Source organism: Variovorax sp. DAIF25, from assembly GCF_050711835.1.
Classification (GTDB): Bacteria; Pseudomonadota; Gammaproteobacteria; order Burkholderiales; family Burkholderiaceae_C; genus Variovorax.
Window position 1 is genome coordinate 1600887 of the sequence record NZ_CP136636.1, and the last position, 17404, is coordinate 1618290.

16 protein-coding genes are annotated in these 17404 nt (G+C 69.4%); 14 read left to right on the forward strand and 2 right to left on the reverse strand.

Features of this window, described 5'->3' with window-relative positions; translation table 11 throughout:
- The first annotated feature begins 56 nt into the window (after positions 1-56).
- From tal to R0232_RS07365, 3 genes are all read left to right on the forward strand, one after another.
- Positions 57-1013 (forward strand): transaldolase, encoded by a 957-nt coding sequence (tal, locus tag R0232_RS07355; protein WP_431511720.1) that lies wholly within the window; start codon positions 57-59, stop codon positions 1011-1013.
- 2 nt (positions 1014-1015) lie between these two features.
- Positions 1016-2581 carry a glucose-6-phosphate isomerase gene (gene pgi, locus R0232_RS07360; RefSeq protein ID WP_431511721.1) on the forward strand — a complete coding sequence of 522 codons (1566 nt, stop codon included), beginning with the start codon at positions 1016-1018 and terminating at the stop codon, positions 2579-2581.
- Positions 2582-2687: 106 nt separating this feature from the next.
- The gene (locus R0232_RS07365; protein WP_431511722.1) at positions 2688-3020 is read left to right on the forward strand and encodes a DUF805 domain-containing protein; all 333 of its coding nucleotides are present in this window, start codon (positions 2688-2690) and stop codon (positions 3018-3020) included.
- A 71-nt stretch (positions 3021-3091) separates the two neighbouring features.
- On the opposite strand, the gene R0232_RS07370 is transcribed toward R0232_RS07365, so the two are convergent.
- Positions 3092-4150 carry a 4-hydroxythreonine-4-phosphate dehydrogenase PdxA gene (locus tag R0232_RS07370; protein WP_431511723.1) on the reverse strand — a complete coding sequence of 353 codons (1059 nt, stop codon included), beginning with the start codon at positions 4148-4150 and terminating at the stop codon, positions 3092-3094.
- A gap of 35 nt (positions 4151-4185) precedes the next feature.
- Complete coding sequence (locus R0232_RS07375; protein WP_431511724.1) at positions 4186-5181, reverse strand: Bug family tripartite tricarboxylate transporter substrate binding protein; 996 nt, start codon at positions 5179-5181, stop codon at positions 4186-4188.
- A gap of 125 nt (positions 5182-5306) precedes the next feature.
- Here R0232_RS07375 and R0232_RS07380 point away from each other — a divergent pair, with 125 nt between their 5' ends.
- The 11 genes from R0232_RS07380 to xylB all read left to right on the forward strand — a co-directional run bounded on the left by R0232_RS07380 (position 5307) and on the right by xylB (position 17281).
- Positions 5307-6242, forward strand: coding sequence for a LysR family transcriptional regulator (locus R0232_RS07380; protein WP_256222905.1), 936 nt, complete (start codon positions 5307-5309; stop codon positions 6240-6242).
- 174 nt (positions 6243-6416) lie between these two features.
- The gene (locus R0232_RS07385) at positions 6417-7727 is read left to right on the forward strand and encodes an ABC transporter substrate-binding protein (RefSeq protein ID WP_296783187.1); all 1311 of its coding nucleotides are present in this window, start codon (positions 6417-6419) and stop codon (positions 7725-7727) included.
- Between the two features lie 151 nt (positions 7728-7878).
- Entirely contained in the window at positions 7879-8736 is an 858-nt protein-coding gene (locus tag R0232_RS07390) for a carbohydrate ABC transporter permease (RefSeq protein ID WP_093352146.1), read from the forward strand.
- Between the two features lie 149 nt (positions 8737-8885).
- Positions 8886-9719 (forward strand): carbohydrate ABC transporter permease, encoded by an 834-nt coding sequence (locus R0232_RS07395; protein ID WP_093352143.1) that lies wholly within the window; start codon positions 8886-8888, stop codon positions 9717-9719.
- 17 nt (positions 9720-9736) lie between these two features.
- Entirely contained in the window at positions 9737-10777 is a 1041-nt protein-coding gene (locus R0232_RS07400; RefSeq protein ID WP_208509899.1) for an ABC transporter ATP-binding protein, read from the forward strand.
- Between the two features lie 88 nt (positions 10778-10865).
- Entirely contained in the window at positions 10866-12248 is a 1383-nt protein-coding gene (gene dalD / locus R0232_RS07405; RefSeq protein ID WP_431512872.1) for a D-arabinitol 4-dehydrogenase, read from the forward strand.
- Positions 12245-13033 (forward strand): L-iditol 2-dehydrogenase, encoded by a 789-nt coding sequence (locus R0232_RS07410; protein ID WP_431511725.1) that lies wholly within the window; start codon positions 12245-12247, stop codon positions 13031-13033. The genes dalD and R0232_RS07410 overlap by 4 nt, the downstream gene beginning before the upstream one ends.
- Positions 13034-13145: 112 nt before the next feature.
- The gene (locus tag R0232_RS07415; protein WP_093352136.1) at positions 13146-13817 is read left to right on the forward strand and encodes a transaldolase family protein; all 672 of its coding nucleotides are present in this window, start codon (positions 13146-13148) and stop codon (positions 13815-13817) included.
- A gap of 23 nt (positions 13818-13840) precedes the next feature.
- Positions 13841-14791: a carbohydrate kinase family protein gene (locus tag R0232_RS07420; protein ID WP_431511726.1), complete on the forward strand. Its 951-nt coding sequence runs from the start codon at positions 13841-13843 to the stop codon at positions 14789-14791.
- A 42-nt stretch (positions 14792-14833) separates the two neighbouring features.
- On the forward strand, positions 14834-15787 hold the full coding sequence (locus R0232_RS07425) for an AraC family transcriptional regulator (RefSeq protein WP_057594072.1): 954 nt from the start codon (positions 14834-14836) through the stop codon (positions 15785-15787).
- Positions 15788-15823: 36 nt separating this feature from the next.
- The gene (gene xylB, locus R0232_RS07430) at positions 15824-17281 is read left to right on the forward strand and encodes a xylulokinase (protein ID WP_431511727.1); all 1458 of its coding nucleotides are present in this window, start codon (positions 15824-15826) and stop codon (positions 17279-17281) included.
- Positions 17282-17404 lie beyond the last annotated feature (123 nt).

Genomic DNA, 17404 nt, shown 5'->3' on the forward strand with positions numbered 1-17404 from the left:
GCCCGCATGCAACAGCGTGCAGGCCCCGTCGCCATCACCGCAACATAATCATTGCCATGAACCAACTCGATGCACTCCGTCAATGGACCACCGTGGTCGCCGACACCGGCGACTTCAAGCAGCTCAGCGCCTCCAAGCCGCAGGACGCGACCACCAATCCGTCGCTGATCCTCAAGGCGGTCCAGAAGCCCGAGTACCGTCCGCTGCTCGACGAGGGCGTGAAGAAGCATGCGGGCAAGCCGCTCGACGAGGTCATCGACCGCCTGCTGGTGCGCTTCGGCACCGAGATCCTCTCGATCATCCCGGGCCGCGTTTCCACCGAGGTCGATGCGCGCCTGTCCTTCGACACCGCCGCCACCGTGGCGCGCGGCGAGCGCATCACGGAGCTCTACAAGGCCGAGGGCATCGACACCGAGAAGCGCCTGCTGATCAAGGTCGCCTCCACCTGGGAAGGCATCGAGGCCGCGCGCCAGCTCGAGAGCAAGGGCATCCGCACCAACCTCACGCTGCTGTTCTCGTTCGCGCAGGCCGTGGCCTGCGGCGCGGCCGGCGTGCAGCTGATCTCGCCCTTCGTCGGCCGCATCTACGACTGGTACAAGAAGTCCGCGGGCGCCAAGTGGGACGAGGCCGCCAACGCCGGCGCCAACGACCCCGGCGTGAAGTCGGTGCGCCAGATCTTCGAGTACTACAAGGCCAACGGCATCAAGACCGAGGTGATGGGCGCGAGCTTCCGCAACGTGGGCCAGATCCAGGCGCTCGCCGGCTGCGACCTGCTGACCATCAGCCCCGAGCTGCTGGCCGAGCTGGCCGCGAGCAACGAGCCGCTCGAGCATGCGCTCGATGCCAAGGCCGCCGCGCAGGGCAAGGCCGAGAAAATCGCCTACGACGAGGCCGGCTTCCGCTTCGCGCTCAACGAGGACGCGATGGCCACCGAGAAGCTCGCCGAGGGCATCCGCGCCTTCGCGGCCGATGCGATCAAGCTCGAGAAGCTGATGCAGGAAAGCGGCCGCTGATCATGACGACCCCGCTTCGCTGCGACCGCGCACCGGCCTGGGCGCAGCTGCAGTCGTACTTCGAGACCGCGGGCCGCCAGTTCGACCTGCGCCATGCCTTCGTCGACGACGCCGGCCGCTTCGCGCACTTCAGCCAGGAGGCGCCGTACCTGTTCGCCGACCTGTCGAAGAACCTGATCGATGCGCGCGTGGAAGCGCTGCTGTTCGCGCTCGCGCGCGAGTGCGGCCTCGAGGCGCACCGCGACGCGATGTTCGCGGGCGAGCACATCAACAACACGGAAGACCGCGCGGTGCTGCACACGCTGCTGCGCGCGCCGGCCGATGCCAAGGTCGGCAAGACAGCGCCGCAATTGCGCGAGGTCCACGAAACGCTCGACGCCATGCTCGCCTACGCCGAGAAGGTGCGCGGCGACCACACCATCACCGACGTGGTCAACATCGGCATCGGCGGTTCCGACCTCGGCCCGCAGATGGCGGTGCTCGCGCTCGCGGAATTCGCGGCGCCGGGCAAGCACTTCCATTTCGTCTCGAACGTCGACGGCCACGAGCTCGACGGCGTGCTCGAGGGCCTCGCGCCCGAGCACACGCTGTTCCTGATCGCCTCGAAGACCTTCACCACGGCCGAGACGATGACCAACGCGCAGTCCGCCAGGCGCTGGTACGAGCAGTCGGGCGGCAACGACATCGCGGGCCACTTCGCGGCGCTCACCACCAACGTGGAAGCGGCCAACAAGTTCGGCATCGAGACCACCTTCGGCTTCTGGGACTGGGTGGGCGGGCGCTATTCGCTGTGGTCGGCCATCGGCCTGCCGATCGCGCTGGCCATCGGCGCCGAGGGCTTCCGCCGGCTGCTGGCGGGCGCGCATGCGATGGACGAGCACTTCCGCACCGCGCCGCTGGCGCAGAACCTGCCGATGCGCCTCGGCCTGCTCGACGTCTGGTATCGCAACTTCCACCGCTTCACCAGCCGCAGCATCGCGCCCTATCACAGCGCATTGAAGCGGCTGCCGGCCTACCTGCAGCAGCTCGAGATGGAGAGCAACGGCAAGCAGGTCGACGCGACCGGTGCCGCGCTGCCGCCGGGCCTGGGCACCTCGCCCGTGCTGTGGGGCGAGCCGGGCACCAACGGCCAGCATGCCTACTTCCAGATGCTGCACCAGGGCACCGACGTGATCCCGCTGGAGTTCCTCGCGGTGCGCGATGCCTCGCACGACCTCGAGGGCCACCACCCGAAGCTGCTGGCCAACGCGCTCGCGCAGGCGCAGGCGCTGATGGTGGGCAAGCTCGACGCGGGCGGGCACAAGAACTTCCCGGGCAACCGGCCCAGCAGCTTCTTCGTGTTCGAGAAGCTCACGCCCGAGGCGCTCGGCGCCTTCATCGCGCTGTACGAACACCGCGTGTTCACCAGCGGCGCGCTGTGGGGCATCAACAGCTTCGACCAGTGGGGCGTGGAGCTCGGCAAGGTGCTCGCGCGGGACATCGAGCCGCGGCTTTCCTCGGGCGACGTCACGGGCCTCGATGCCTCGACCGCGGGCCTGCTGCAGCGGCTGAGCCCGCCCGCGCAGTGAGCGCTTGGCCATTCGAAGTACGCCATTCGTTGCCATTGCCGTTGAAGAAGGCGCCGATATGATGGCCCCGGGAAATTTCCCGGGGACCTCAAGAGGAGCCGATCAAATGGATTTTCAAACAGCGGTCAAGACCTGCTTTCAGAAGTACACGGATTTCAGTGGGCGCGCCTCGCGCTCCGAGTTCTGGTGGTTCATATTGGCCGAGGTGGTCGTTCTGATCGTCGCCAGCTTCATCCACCAGATCGTCTACCTGGTCGCCGCGCTGGGCTTCCTGCTGCCCGTGCTGGCCGCGGGCTCGCGCCGCCTGCACGACATCGGCAAGAGCGGCTGGTTCCAGCTGCTGATGATCATTCCGCTGATCAACCTGGTGCTGATCTATTTCTTCGTCCAGCCCAGCCAGCCCGAGGCCAACGCCTACGGCCAGCCGCCGGGCGTCTGAAGACCCGGGACTCGCAGAACAACGATTCGACAGGGCCGCGCATGCGGCCCTTTTTTCTGGCCACCGCCGATTCAGGCCTCGGCCGTCGCGGCCGCGCGCACCGGCGCACCGCTGGCCATGCGCAGGCACAGGTCGAAGGCCTGCTGCAAGCCCTCGATCTGCGCGATGCCCTGGCCCGCGATGTCGAAGGCGCTGCCGCTGGCCGAGGTGGCCACCGGCACGGGCAGGCCGCCGTGCAGGGTCACGCCCTGCTCGAAGCCCATGAGCTTCATCGCGATCTGGCCCTGGTCGTGGTACATCGAAACCACCGCATCGACGTCGCCGCGCCGCGCGCCGATGAACACCGTGTCGGGCGAGAACGGGCCGCGCGCGTCGTAGCCCTCGGCGCGCAGCCGTTCGATGGCCGGGCCGATGATCTCGATCTCCTCCATGCCGATCGAGCCGCCGTCGCCGGCATGCGGGTTGAGCCCCGAGACCGCGATGCGCGGCTGCGCCACGCCCGACTGTCGCAGTGCCGCGGCGATGATCTTCACCGCGTCGCGCACGCCTTCGCCCGTGATGTGGCTCGCCACGTCCTTGAGCGGAATGTGCGAGGTCACGCGCGAGGTCCACAGCGCGCCCGTGAGGTTGAACTCGCAGACGAAGCCCGGCACCGCGAAGCGCGCCTGCATGTAGCGCAGCTCGTCCTCGTGCACCAGGCCGCCCAGGCGCAGCGAATGCTTGTTGAGCGGCGCGAACAGGATCGCGTCGACCTGGCCGCGGCGCACGGCCGCGGTCGCGAGCTCGAGCGCCTCGAAGGAGGCACGGCCCGAGGCCTCGTTCGATTCGCCGAGCACCGGCTCGGCGCCCTCCATCCAGTCGCAGGCCAGCAGCGAGGGCCGGCCGTCCTCGAAGCGCAGCGTGTCGAGGCTCTCGGCCGCGAGCGGATCGAGCCTGGCGCCGGCGATGCGCTCGCCCGCGGCCAGCACCACCGGGTCGGCGATCAGCAGCACGCGCGCGGCGTCGAGGTTGCGCTGGCGCGCGAGCAGCTTGACCGCCATCTCGGGGCCGACCCCGCTGGGGTCGCCGAGCAGCACGGCGATGCGGGGCTTGGCGGAGGTCACGGTCGGAATCTTCGAAGGAGTGGACATGGCGATCGTCGGTGGAGAAAAAGCGGGGGACGGCCTCATTCGGCCTTGATGTTGGCGGCGCGCACGAGCTGGCCGTAGTGCTCGAACTCCTGCCGGTTCATGGCGGCGAAGGGTTCGCCGATCAGGTTGCCGGGCTCGCCGCCCAGGGCCTTGATGCGGGCCTGCACGTCGGGCAGCTGCAGGCTGCGCGCGAGCTCGGCGCTCAGGCGCTCGACGGCCGGGCGCGGCGTGCCGGCGGTCACGTAGAGGCCGTACCAGGTCGAGACGTCGGCGCCCTTGACGCCCTGTTCGGCCAGCGTGGGCACGTCGGGCAGTTCGGGCGAGCGCTGCGGCGCGCTCACGGCCAGCGCGCGGAACTTGCCGGCCTTGATCTGGCCCATGGCCGAGGAGGTGCTGTCGAACATCATCTCGACCTCGCCCGAGATGATGTCGATGTGCGCCTGCGAGCTGCCCTTGTAGGGCACGTGCACCGACTTCATGCCGGTGGCCAGGTTGAAGGCCTCGCCGCCCACGTGCTGCGTGCTGCCGATGCCCGAGGAGGCGTACTTGAAGCCGCCGGGCCGGGCCGCCATCGCGGCCAGTAGGTCCTTCACCGACTTGTAGGGCGAGCTGGCCGACACCACCAGCACGTTGGGCATCACGGCCACCAGGCCCAGCGGCTGCAGGTCCTTGAGCGGGTCGTACTTGAGCTTGAGGATGTGCGGCGCCACCGCCTGCGCGGTGTTGGTGGCCAGGAGCAGCGTGGCGCCGTCGGCCGGCGCGCGCGCCGTGAGCTCGCCCGCGATGGTGTTGGAGGCGCCGGGCCGGTTCTCGACCACCACCGGCTGCTTGAGCGCGGGCGAGAGCTTGTCGGCCAGCACGCGCGCCAGGATGTCGGTGCCGCCGCCCGGCGAGGCGCCGACCATGATGCGCAGCGGCTTGTCGGGGTAGGCGGGCGCAGTCTGGGCTGAGGCGAGGCCGGTGGCCAGCGCGAACGCGGCGGCGAAGAAGGCGGCGCGTCGGTGCCGGAAGGCCAGGGAAAAGGGGCGCATCGGGGTTGTCTCCTGCTTGTTGGTCTTGAGCGCCATTGCTTTCCATGCATGGCGAAGCCGCAGGGTAGGCCGTTCGCTCCTCGCGATCCAATCGAAATTGCCGCGGGCTTCATATACTTTTAGTGATGACCGTCCAGAAAACCTCGCCCGATGCCTCGCTGATGCTGCAGGTGCGACCGCGCCAGCTGCTGCTGCTGGTGCGCCTCGACGCCCACCGCCACCTGGGCCGCGCGGCCGAGGCCATGAACATCAGCCAGCCCGCGGCCACCAAGCTGTTGCAGCAGCTCGAGGATTCGCTCGGCGAGAAGCTGTTCGAGCGGCTGGCGCGCGGCATGGAGCCCACCGCCTACGGCGAGATCCTGGTGCGCTACGCCCACCGCGTGGTCAGCGACTTCGGCAGCGCGCGCGAGGAGATGCTGGCGCTGCGCTCCGGCCTCAGCGGCGCGCTGCGCGTGGGCAGCGTGCCGGGCGCCGTGCCCGAGCTGCTGGCGCCGGCGCTGGTCGAATACCGCCGGCGCCATCCGCAGGTGGCGGTGTCGGTGGTGGTCGAGACCAGCGACGTGATGCAGGCCCAGCTCGAGCAGGGCGACGTCGACCTGGTGCTGGGCCGGCTCACCGACGGGCACGACGAATCGCGCTACGCCAGCGTGCCGCTGCTCGGCGAATCGCAGGTGGTGGTGGTGCGCGGCGGCCATCCGGCCTTCGAGCGCGAGGGCCTCACGCTGGCCGACCTGGCGGCCTGGCAGTGGGTGCTGCAGCCGCCGGGCTCGCCGCAGCGCGGGCGCTTCGAGGCCGCGATGCGCGAGGCCGGCGTGCAGGCGCGGCTCGACATCCTCGAGACCGCCTCGCCGATCGCCATCACCGCGCTGCTCGAGAGCTCCGACATGGCGGCCGTCATGCCCGCCTCGCAGGCCCGGCACTACGCGCGGCTGGGCCTGCTGCGGGTGGTGCCGATCGAGCTGCCGGTGCGCGTGCCGCCGATCTGCCTGGTCACGCGCGAGGGGCGGGCGCTCTCGCCCGCGGCGGCCCAGTTCCGCCGGCAGCTGCTGGGCACCGGCTGAACGCTTTGGATTGCCTGTGGCACATGCTGTATTGCGTTGATTAGGGAATTCACTAGCCAATCGGTGCATGAAAGTACCGTCGTTGACATTCGAAGTACCAAAACCGCAAGCATGTTTATCCAGAATCCGGGCACGGCGACCCGAGGGGGCGTCGCTCACCCTCTAGGAGACAACATGCAGCGTTTTCTGAAAGCGGGCCTCGTCCTCGCACTCGCCGGCACCGGGCTCGTCGCCCAGGCTGCCACCGAACTCGTGATCGCGACCGTCAACAACGGCCACATGATCGAGATGCAGAAGCTCACGCCCTTCTTCGAGAAGGCCAATCCCGATATCAAGCTCAAGTGGGTCACGCTGGAAGAGGGCACGCTGCGCCAGCGCGTGACCACCGACATCGCCACCAAGGGCGGCCAGTTCGACGTGATGACCATCGGCCTCTACGAAGCGCCGATCTGGTCGAAGAAGGGCTGGCTGCAGCCCATCGCCACCGACGCCGCCTACGACGCCGACGACCTGCTGCCCGCGATCCGCGACGGCCTGTCGTACCAGGGCAAGCTCTACGCCGCGCCGTTCTACGGCGAGAGCTCGATGCTCATGTACCGCAAGGACCTGGCCGACAAGGTCGGCTTCCAGATGCCCGAGCAGCCGACCTGGAACCAGGTGAAGGAGCTGGCCGGCAAGATCCACGACCCGAAGGCCGGCGTCTACGGCATGTGCCTGCGCGGCAAGCCGGGTTGGGGCGACAACATGGCCTTCCTGACCACGCTGGTCAACACCAACGGCGGCCAGTGGTTCGACATGCAGTGGAAGCCGCAGATCGACACCAAGCCCTGGAAGGACGCGATCGGCTTCTACGTCGACCTGATGAAGGCCTACGGCCCGCCGGGCGCTTCGGCCAACAGCTTCAACGAGAACCTCGCGCTGTTCAATGAAGGCAAGTGCGGCATGTGGGTCGACGCGACCATCGCGGCCTCGTTCATCAGCGATCCCAAGCAGTCGAAGGTGGCCGACAAGGTGGCTTTCGCGCAGGCACCCGTTGCTGTCACGCCCAAGGGCGCCAACTGGCTGTGGACCTGGAACCTGGCGATCCCCGCCAGCTCGACCAAGGCCGCCGCCGCCCAGACCTTCGTGAAGTGGGCCACCTCGAAGGACTACGTCAACCTCGTCGCCAAGGAGCACGGCTGGGGCGCGGTGCCCACCGGCACGCGCAAGTCGACCTACGCGAACCCCGAGTTCCAGAAGGTCGCGAAGTTCGCTGCCGCCGAGAAGAAGGCCATCGACGGCGCCAACCTCAGCGACAGCACGCTGCCGAAGTCGCCCTACGTCGGCGTGCAGTACGCGGCCATCCCCGAGTTCCAGGCCATCGGCGTGGCGGTGGGCCAGCAGATGAGCGCGGCACTCGCGGGCAAGGTCACGGTCGACCAGGCGCTGAAGACTTCGCAGACCACGGCCGAGCGTGAGATGAAGAAGGCCGGCTACTACAAGTAAGCCTCGTGGCTTGCTCCCTCCCCTCCGGGGGAGGGCCGGGGTGGGGGCACGCACGGCGCGTCGTCCGTTGCCGCGCTCGATCGCAGCAGCCCCCATCCCCACCTTCCCCCAGAGGGGGAAGGTGCCAGACAGAAGAGAGAAGGGACCACCCATGAAAAGACTCCTGCCCCGCGCACTCATGGCGCCGGCCGTGCTCACGCTCTTCCTCTGGATGATCGTGCCGCTCGCGATGACGTTGTACTTCTCGTTCGTGAACTACAACCTCATGCAGCCCGGCGACCATCCCTTCGCGGGCCTCGCCAACTTCGAGTACTTCGTCACCGACCCGGACTTCTGGCCCGCGACCTGGAACACGCTGCTGCTGATCGGCAGCGTGATCGGCATCACCGTGGTGCTCGGCGTGCTGCTCGCGCTGCTGGTCAACGAACCCTTCCCGGGCCGCGGCATCGTGCGCGTGCTGCTGATCTCGCCCTTCTTCGTCATGCCCGCGGTCAACGCGCTGCTGTGGAAGCACATGATGATGAACCCGATCTACGGCATCCTGGCCGACGTGTGGCGCGCCTTCGGCGCCCAGCCGATCGACTGGCTCACCGACGTGCCCCTGCTGTCGGTGATCATCATGGTGGCCTGGCAATGGCTGCCGTTCGCCTGCCTGATCTTCATCACCTCGCTGCAGTCGCTCGACCGCGAGCAGATGGAGGCCGCGCGCATGGACGGCGCGAGCGCGTTCCAGCGCTTCTTCTACCTCACCGTGCCGCACCTCGCGCGCCCGATGGCGGTGGTGATCATGATCGAGATGATCTTCCTGCTCAGCGTGTTCGCCGAGATCGCCATCACCACCAATGGCGGCCCGGGCAACGAGAGCACGAACATGACCTACATGATCTTCAAGCAGTCGCTCATGAACTTCGACGTGGGCGTGGCCTCGGCCGGCGCGCTGTTCGCGGTGGTGCTGGCCAACATCGTGGCCGTGTTCCTGATCCGCATCATCGGCAAGAACCTGGACTAGTCATGTTGCACCCCCCCAGTCTTCGCGCACTTCGTGTCGCTTCGCCAACCCCCTTGCAGGGGGCAACACCAACGGCCCGGCAAAGCCGGTTCCGTGGTGTTCCTGGAATGGGCCGTGTCTTGCCCACCGCACGATGGAGTAGCTGAACCATGCAACAACAAGCTCCCAGCAACTTCCTGCCGCAACTGCTGCGCACCGTCGGTGCCTGGGCCGTCGCGCTGCTGCTGTTCTTCCCGCTCGGCTGGCTGTTCCTCACGGCCTTCAAGACCGAGCTGCAGGCGATCCACGTGCCGCCGCTGTTCATCTTCGAGCCCACGCTCGACAACTTCGGCGAGGTGCAACGGCGCAGCGACTACCTGCTGTACGCGCGCAACTCGCTGATCACCAGCCTGGGCTCGACCATCCTCGGCCTGTTGATCGCGGCGCCGGCCGCGTACTCGATGGCCTTCTTCCGCACCAAGAAGACGCGCGACATCCTGATGTGGATGCTCTCGACCAAGATGATGCCGGCCGTGGGCGCGCTGGTGCCGATCTACGTGCTCGCGCAGACCGCGGGCCTGCTGGATTCGCTGAGCGCGTTGACCATCGTGTTCACGCTGTCGAACCTGCCGATCATGGTGTGGATGCTCTACAGCGCCTACAAGGACATCCCGAACGAGATCCTCGAGGCCGCGCGCATGGACGGCGCGAGCCTGTGGACCGAGTTCCGCCATGTCGTGCTGCCGCTGTCGGTCGGCGGCCTCGCCTCCACCGGCCTGCTGTGCCTGGTGCTGAGCTGGAACGAGGCCTTCTGGGCGCTCAACCTCACCTCCGCCAAGGCCGGCACGCTGGCCACGCTGATCGCCTCGTACTCGAGCCCCGAGGGCCTGTTCTGGGCCAAGTTGTCGGCGGCCTCGCTGATGGCCATCGCGCCCATCGTCGTGTTCGGCTGGTTCAGCCAGAAGCAACTGGTGCAAGGCCTGACCTTCGGCGCCGTCAAGTAAAGAAAGGGAGACACCCCATGGCCTACCTCCAACTGAAGAACATCAAGAAGAGCTTCGGCGAAGTCGACATCATCAAGGGCGTCGACCTCGAGATCCAGAAAGGCGAGTTCATCGTCTTCGTCGGTCCCTCGGGCTGCGGCAAGTCCACCCTGCTGCGGCTGATCGCGGGGCTCGAGCCGATCAGCAGCGGCAACCTGCTGCTCGACGGCAAGGACATCACCTGGGCGCCCTCGGGCAAGCGCGACCTCGCGATGGTGTTCCAGAGCTATGCGCTCTATCCGCACATGAGCGTGTACGACAACATGTCCTTCGCGCTCAAGCTCGCGGGCACGAGCAAGTCCGAGATCAAGACCAAGGTCGAGTACGCGGCGAAGACGCTGAACCTCACGCAGTACCTCGACCGCCTGCCCAAGGACCTCTCGGGCGGCCAGCGCCAGCGCGTGGCCATCGGCCGTGCCATCGTGCGCGCGCCCAAGGTGTTCCTGTTCGACGAGCCGCTGTCCAACCTCGACGCCGCGCTGCGCGGCAACACGCGGGTGGAGATCCACAAGCTGCACCGCGCGCTCGGTGCGACCACCATCTACGTCACGCACGACCAGGTCGAGGCCATGACCCTGGCCGACCGCGTGGTGGTGCTCAAGGACGGGCTGATCGAGCAGGTCGGCACGCCGCTCGAGCTCTACGACCGCCCGGCCAACCAGTTCGTCGCGCAGTTCATCGGCATGCCCTCGATGAACATGGTGGCGGCCAGCGCCATCCCGAGCTTCTCGGCCGCCACCGGCGGCCGGCTGCCGAGCGACGGCTTCCTCGGCGTGCGGCCCGAGGGCCTGCGCGTGCATGCGAAGGCCGGTGCACCGGTGTCGGACGTGCAGGGCCGCGTCGAGCTGATCGAGGCGCTGGGCGCCGACACGCTGATCCACGTCGACGTGGGCGGCGTGCCGCTGGTGGCGCGCCAGAACGATCGCACGCCGCTGCAGGCCGGCGACGACGTGGCGGTCGAGCTCGATCCCTCCGTGCTGCACCTGTTCACGCGCGACGGGCGCGCGGTCGCGGCCTGAACCTCTTCTCTCGTTTCATTCCTCTTCCGGGACATTCTTCGTGACTCTCGCAGCAGCGCCCCTTCCACCCGCTCCCTCGGAGTTCACGGTGCTCCACCTCGGCCTCGGGTCCTTCCACCGGGCGCACCAGGCGGTCTACCTGCAGCGGCTGATCGACGCGGGCGACACGCGCTGGTCGATCTCGGGCGCCAACATCCGGCCCGACATGGCCGAGGTCGTCGAGGCGCTGCGCGCCCAGGGCGGCCGCTACACGCTCGAGACCGTCTCGCCCGCGGGCGAGTACCGCTACGAGCAGATCGAGGCCATCCGCGAGGTGCTGCCCTACGAGCCTTCGCTCGCCGGCCCGATCGCGCGCGGCGCCGCGCCCTCGACGCGCATCGTCTCCTTCACCGTCACCGAGGCCGGCTACTACCTCGACACCAAGGGCCGGCTCGACCTGTCCTTCGCCGACCTGGTGGCCGACATCGCGCGTGCCGCCAAGGGCGAGGCCGGCGGCGCGGGCGTGACCATCTACGGCGCCGTCTGCGCGATCCTGCGCGCGCGCAAGGCCGCCGACGCAGGGCCGCTCACGCTGCTGAACTGCGACAACCTGCGCCACAACGGCGAGCGCTTCCGCGCCGGCCTGCTCGAGTTCATCGAGCGCGCGGGCGATATCGAGCTGCTGGCCTGGACGCAGGCGAACACGCGCTGCCCCAATGCCATGGTCGACCGCATCACGCCGCGCCCGCCGCCCGAGCTGCGCGCGCGCGTGAAGGCCGCCACCGGTCGCGACGACGCGGCCGCGATCACCGGCGAGAGCTTCATCCAATGGGTCATCGAGGACGACTTCGCGGCCGGCCGCCCCGACTGGGCGCGCGTGGGTGTCGAACTGGTCGACTCGGTGCAGCCCTACGAGGAAGCCAAGATCCGCATCCTCAACGCCACCCACAGCTGCATCGCCTGGGCCGGCACGCTGGTGGGCCTCGGCTTCATCCACGAGGGCACGCACGACGCCGCCATCCGCAAGATGGCCTTCGACTACGTGAGCGACGACGTCATTCCCTGCCTGAGCCCGAGCCCGATCGACCTCGCGGCCTACCGCGACGTGGTGCTCGACCGCTTCGGCAACCCCGCCATCCGCGACACCAACCAGCGCGTGGCCGCCGACGGCTTCTCGAAGATCCCGGGCTTCATCGCACCGACCGTGCGCGAGCGGCTGGCCGCGGGCCAGCCCATCGACAGCGTGGCGATGCTGCCCGCGCTGTTCCTGGCCTTCCTGCAGCGCTGGCACCGCGGCACCTTGCCCTATGCCTACCAGGACCAGGGCATGGACGAAGCCGTGGCGCATGCCATCTGCGACGCGGCCGACCCGGTCGCCGCGCTGTGCGCGGACGCGGGCCTGTGGGGCGCTATCGCGGGCGACGCGCGGCTGGTCGATGCGGTGCGCCGTGCGAGCGGGCGTGTCGCGAGTTTCATCGGCGACAAGGCATGAGCACGCGGCTGCAGGACCGCCATGTGCTGCTGACCGGCGCCGGCGGCGGCATCGGCCTGGCGGTCGCCGAGGCCTGCATCGCCGAGGGCGCACGCTGCAGCGTGGTCGATCGCGCGGCCGCGCCTTCCGAGGCGGTGCGCGCACTGCAGCAGCGCCATCCCGATCGCCTGGCCTACATCGCCGCCGACGTGACCGACATGCAGGCCATCGCGCGCCTGCTGGTGGAGGCGCAGGTGGCTTTCGGGCCGATCCACGTGCTGTTCAACAACGCCGCCGTGTTCGATCTCGCGCCGCTGCTCGACAGCGACGAGGCCTCGTTCGACCGCTTGTTCGCGGTCAACGTGAAGGGCATGTTCTTCGTCATGCAGGCCGTGCTGCGTCACATGATCGAGGCCGGCACCCGCGGCGCCTCGGTCATCAACATGGCCTCGCAAGCGGGGCGCCGCGGCGAGGCGCTGGTGTCGCACTACTGCGCCACCAAGGCGGCCGTGATCAGCTACACCCAGAGCGCGGCGCTCGCGATGGCGCCGCACGGCATCCGCGTCAACGGCATCGCGCCCGGCGTGGTCGACACGCCGATGTGGGACCAGGTCGACAGCCTGTTCGCCAGGGCCGAGGGACTGGCCCTCGGCGAGAAGAAGCGGCGCGTGGGGCTCGAGGTGCCGCTGGGCCGCATGGGCCTGCCGGGCGACATCGCGGGCGCGGCCGTGTTCCTGGCCAGCGACGAGGCGCGCTACATCACGGCGCAGACCTTGAACGTCGATGGCGGCAACGTCATGGGCTGAGATGGCGATGCATGCCGCAGTGAAGTCAGGAAAGTATCGGAGCGCTTGCCTTCCTTGCGGTGAAGCGCGGGCCGCCCGGTGAGAAGATAGCCGACCTCGCCGCACGCGATCCATGAACGACGATTTCCATCTCTACCTCGACAGCGCCGACCTGGCGGCGCTGCGGGCCTGCCTGCCGCACCCGGTCGTCCATGGCGTGACGACCAACCCGACCTTGCTCCAGCGCGCCGGTGTCGGCCGCGCCGACGTGCCCGGCCTGCTGCAGCGCTGCATCGAACTGGGCGCGCGCCAGGTGCAGGCGCAGGTGTACTCGAGCGAGGTCGACGGCATGCTCGAGGACGCGCAGGCGCTGCTGCCCAAGTTCGACGCCGGCCAGCTCGTCATCAAGATTCCCGCCACGCGCCAGGGCCTGGTGGCCGGCGCGCGGCTGATCGCGCAGGGCGTGCCCGTGACCTGGACCGCCGTCTACGCGCCCGAGCAGGCGCACTTCGCGGCGCAATTGGGCGCGGCCTATGCGGCGCCGTACCTCGGGCGGCTCGAGGATGCCGGCCAGGACGGGCTCGCGCTGATCGCGCGCATGCAGTCGCTGGTCGCGCGGCGGCCCGCGGCGGGCACGCGGCTGCTGGTGGCGAGCATCCGCTCGCGCGAGGCCTACCTGTCGCTGCTCGCGCTGGGCGTCGGCGCCATCACGATCCCGCCGCGCCTGTTCGCCGAACTGCTCGACCATCCCGCCACCTTGGCTGCCGAACGCGGCTTCCTGGACGACGCCGGCGCCCTGAACTGACCGAAGAAAATCCTGTCCTCACCATGCGCATTGCACTCACGGGCGAAGCCCTGATCGATTTCACCGCCAGCGAGGCCGGCGCGCTGGCCTTCCTCGGCCACGAGGGCGGCTCGCCGCTCAACACGGCCGTGGCCTGCGCGCGGCTGGGCCAGCACACCGGCTTCTTCACGCAGCTGTCGACCGACCTGTTCGGCGAGCGGCTGATGGCCTTCCTCGAACGCAACGGCGTCGACACCGGCTTCATCCTGCGCAGCAGCGCGCCCTCGACCCTGGCCTTCGTCGAGCGCACGCCGCAGACCAACCGCTATGCCTTCTACACGCACGGCAGTGCCGACGCGACCTGGGCACCCGAGCCGCTGCCGCAGCTGCCGGCCGACTGCCGCTTCCTGCACTTCGGCTCGATCTCGCTGCTGCAGGAGCCGGCCGCGACGCGCATCGCCGACCTGGTGAGCGCCAGCGCGGGCCGCTGCGTGATCGTGTTCGATCCCAATGTGCGGCCCAGCCTGATCCCCGACCTCGCGGCCTATCGCCTGCGTGTCGCCAACTGGTTCGCGATGGCCGACCTGGTGAAGCTCAGCGACGAGGATGCCGCGCTGCTGGCGCCGGACCGCCCGGTCGATGCGCTGGCGGCCGAGATCCTGGCCGCGGGCGCGCGCGCCGTCATCGTCACGCGCGGCGGCGAGGGCGCCACGCTCTGGCGCGCGGGCAAGGCGCCGCTGTCGGTGGCCGCGCCGCGCGTGCAGGTGGTCGACACCATCGGCGCCGGCGACACCTTCACGGCCGGCCTGTCGGTCGCGCTGCTCGAGCAGGGCGTGGAGCACCGCGACCAGCTCGCGGCGCTCGGCGACGACGGCTGGCGCGCGGTGATGCGCTTCGCCGCCACCGCCGCGGCCCTGAACTGCACCCGCGAGGGTGCCGATCCACCGGTGCTGGCGGCCGTGCAGGCGGCGCTGGCGCAGGGAGACAATCGCTAGTCGTTCTGGCAGCGGGCGCGGCCCGCGAGCGAGCATGCAGCCATGACCACCACCACCCGCAAGCGTTCGATTCCCCGCCAGCGCCAGCCCGAGCTGGAGCGCGACTTCGCGCGCTCGCCCTCGTTGGGCTACGAGGCGCCCGAGGAGACCGGCCTGGTGCGATGCCTGGCGCACGGTTTCCCGAGCCCGCTGGTGCGCTGGCACTTCCACGAGGACTACGAGCTGCACCTGATCACCGAGACCTCGGGCAAGGCCTTCATCGGCGACTGGATCGGGCCGTTCCAGCCCGGCCACCTGGTGCTGTGCGGCCCGCGGCTGCCGCACAACTGGATCTCGCTCGACGTGCCCGAGGGCGGCGCCGCCGGGCGCGACCGCGTGATCCAGTTCCGCCACGAGCCGATCGAACAGGCCGCGGCCCAGATTCCCGAACTGCGCGAGGTCATGCAGCTGCTCGAGCGCGCGCGCCACGGCATCGAGTTCTTCGGCCTCTCGCAGCAGGCGCAGCAGCACTGGGACGACATCAAGGCCGCGCGCGGCGTGCGCCGGCTCGGGCTGTTCCTGGGCTTCCTGGCCGACCTCGCGCAGTGCACCGACTACCGGCTGCTGTCGAGCGTGCAGATGCAGGGCGCGCAGGGCGCCGACGGCGATGCGCAGGTCGACCAGATCAACGGCATCGTCAACCGCATCACCAACAACATGACCGAGCAGCTCTCGATGGCCGACCTGGCCGCCGAACTCGGCATGAGCGAGAGCCGCTTCAGCCGCTTCTTCCGGCGTTCCACCGGCAACAGCTTCACCGACTTCGTCAACCGCGTGCGCATCAACAGCGCCTGCCACCTGCTGATGCAGACCGACCACTACGTGACCGACATCTGCTACCAGGTCGGCTTCAACAACGTGGCGAACTTCAACCGGCGCTTTCTCGAGATCAAGGGCATGACGCCCAGCGAGTTCAGGCGCCAGGCCGACACCCGCTTCGGCAACGGCATGGCCTGAACGCCGCCTTTCATCCAAACCCACCGGGAGCTTCTCTTGTATCTGGGACTCGACCTCGGCACGTCCGAGCTCAAGGCGCTGCTGCTCGCCGACGATCACCGCATCGTCGGCGTGGCGCGCGCATCGCTGACCGTGGACCGGCCGCATCCGCTGTGGTCCGAACAATCGCCCGCGCAATGGTGGCAGGCGCTCGAGCAGGTGATGGCGCAACTGCGCGCCGACCAGCCAGCCGCGCTCGCGCAGGTGCGCGCCATCGGGCTGTCGGGCCAGATGCACGGCGCCACCTTGCTCGACGCGGCCGGCGAGGTGCTGCGTCCGGCCATCCTCTGGAACGACGGCCGCAGCGGCGCGCAGTGCGAGGCGCTGACGCGCGCGGTGCCGCGCCTGGGCGAGATCGCGGGCAACCTCGCGATGCCGGGCTTCACCGCGCCCAAGCTGCTGTGGGTGCGCGAGCACGAGCCCGAGCTCTTCGCGCGCGTGGCGCGCGTGCTGCTGCCCAAGGACTGGCTGCGCTTCATGCTCAGCGGCGAGGCGGTCGGCGAGATGTCCGATGCGGCCGGCACGCTGTGGCTCGACGTCGGTGCGCGCGACTGGTCCGACGAGCTGCTCGCGGCCACCGGCCTCACGCGTGCGCAGATGCCGCGGCTGGTGGAAGGCAGCGAGGTCTCGGCCACGCTGAAGCCCGCGCTCGCCGAACGCTGGGGCCTGGGCGCGGAGGTGAAGATCGCCGGCGGCGCGGGCGACAACGCCGCCAGCGCGGTCGGCATGGGCATCGTGGAGCCGGGGCAGGGCTTCGTCTCGCTCGGCACCTCGGGTGTGATCTTCGTGGCCTCGAGCCGCTTCGAACCGAATCCCGCGCAGGCGGTGCATGCCTTCTGCCATGCGTTGCCGGGCCGCTGGCACCAGATGTCGGTGATGCTCTCGGCCGCGAGCGCCGTGAGCTGGGCCTCGCGGCACCTGGGCTTCGGCGACGAGGCCACGCTGCTGGCGGCGGCCGCGCGGCTCGACGACGCGGCGCGTGCGCGCGCGCCTATCTTCCTGCCCTACCTGTCGGGCGAGCGATCGCCGCACAACAACGCGAACGCGCAGGGCGTGCTGTTCGGGCTCACGCAGGCGCATGGCGCCGACGACATCGCCTATGCGTTGGTCGAGGGCGTGAGCTTCGGCCTGCGCGACGGGCTCGACACGCTGGCGCGGCCCGCGGGCGCGCTGGCGCTGGTGGGGGGCGGTGCGCGCAGCAGCTGGTGGGCGCAGCTGCTGGCCGACATCCTCGAAGTGCCGCTGACGCTGGCCGAGGGTGGCGAGGCCGGCGGCGCGCTGGGCGCCGCGCGGCTGGCCTGGCTGGCCGATGGTGGTGCCATCGCCGCGGTGTGCACCGCGCCCGCGGTGCGGCAGCGCTTCGATCCGAAGGCCGAGGCCGCGGCGGGGCACCGCGCGCGGCATGCGCGCTTTCGCAAGCTCTATCCGCTGCTGCGCGCGTCGTTCGAGGCCTGAGCGCCTGGTCTTTTCCCTCTCCCTCTGGGAGAGGGTCAGGGTGAGGGCACCGGGCCTCACCATGGCCCTGACGGTATCCGTCGCCCAGAGCCCTCACCCCGGCCCTCTCCCAGAGGGAGAGGG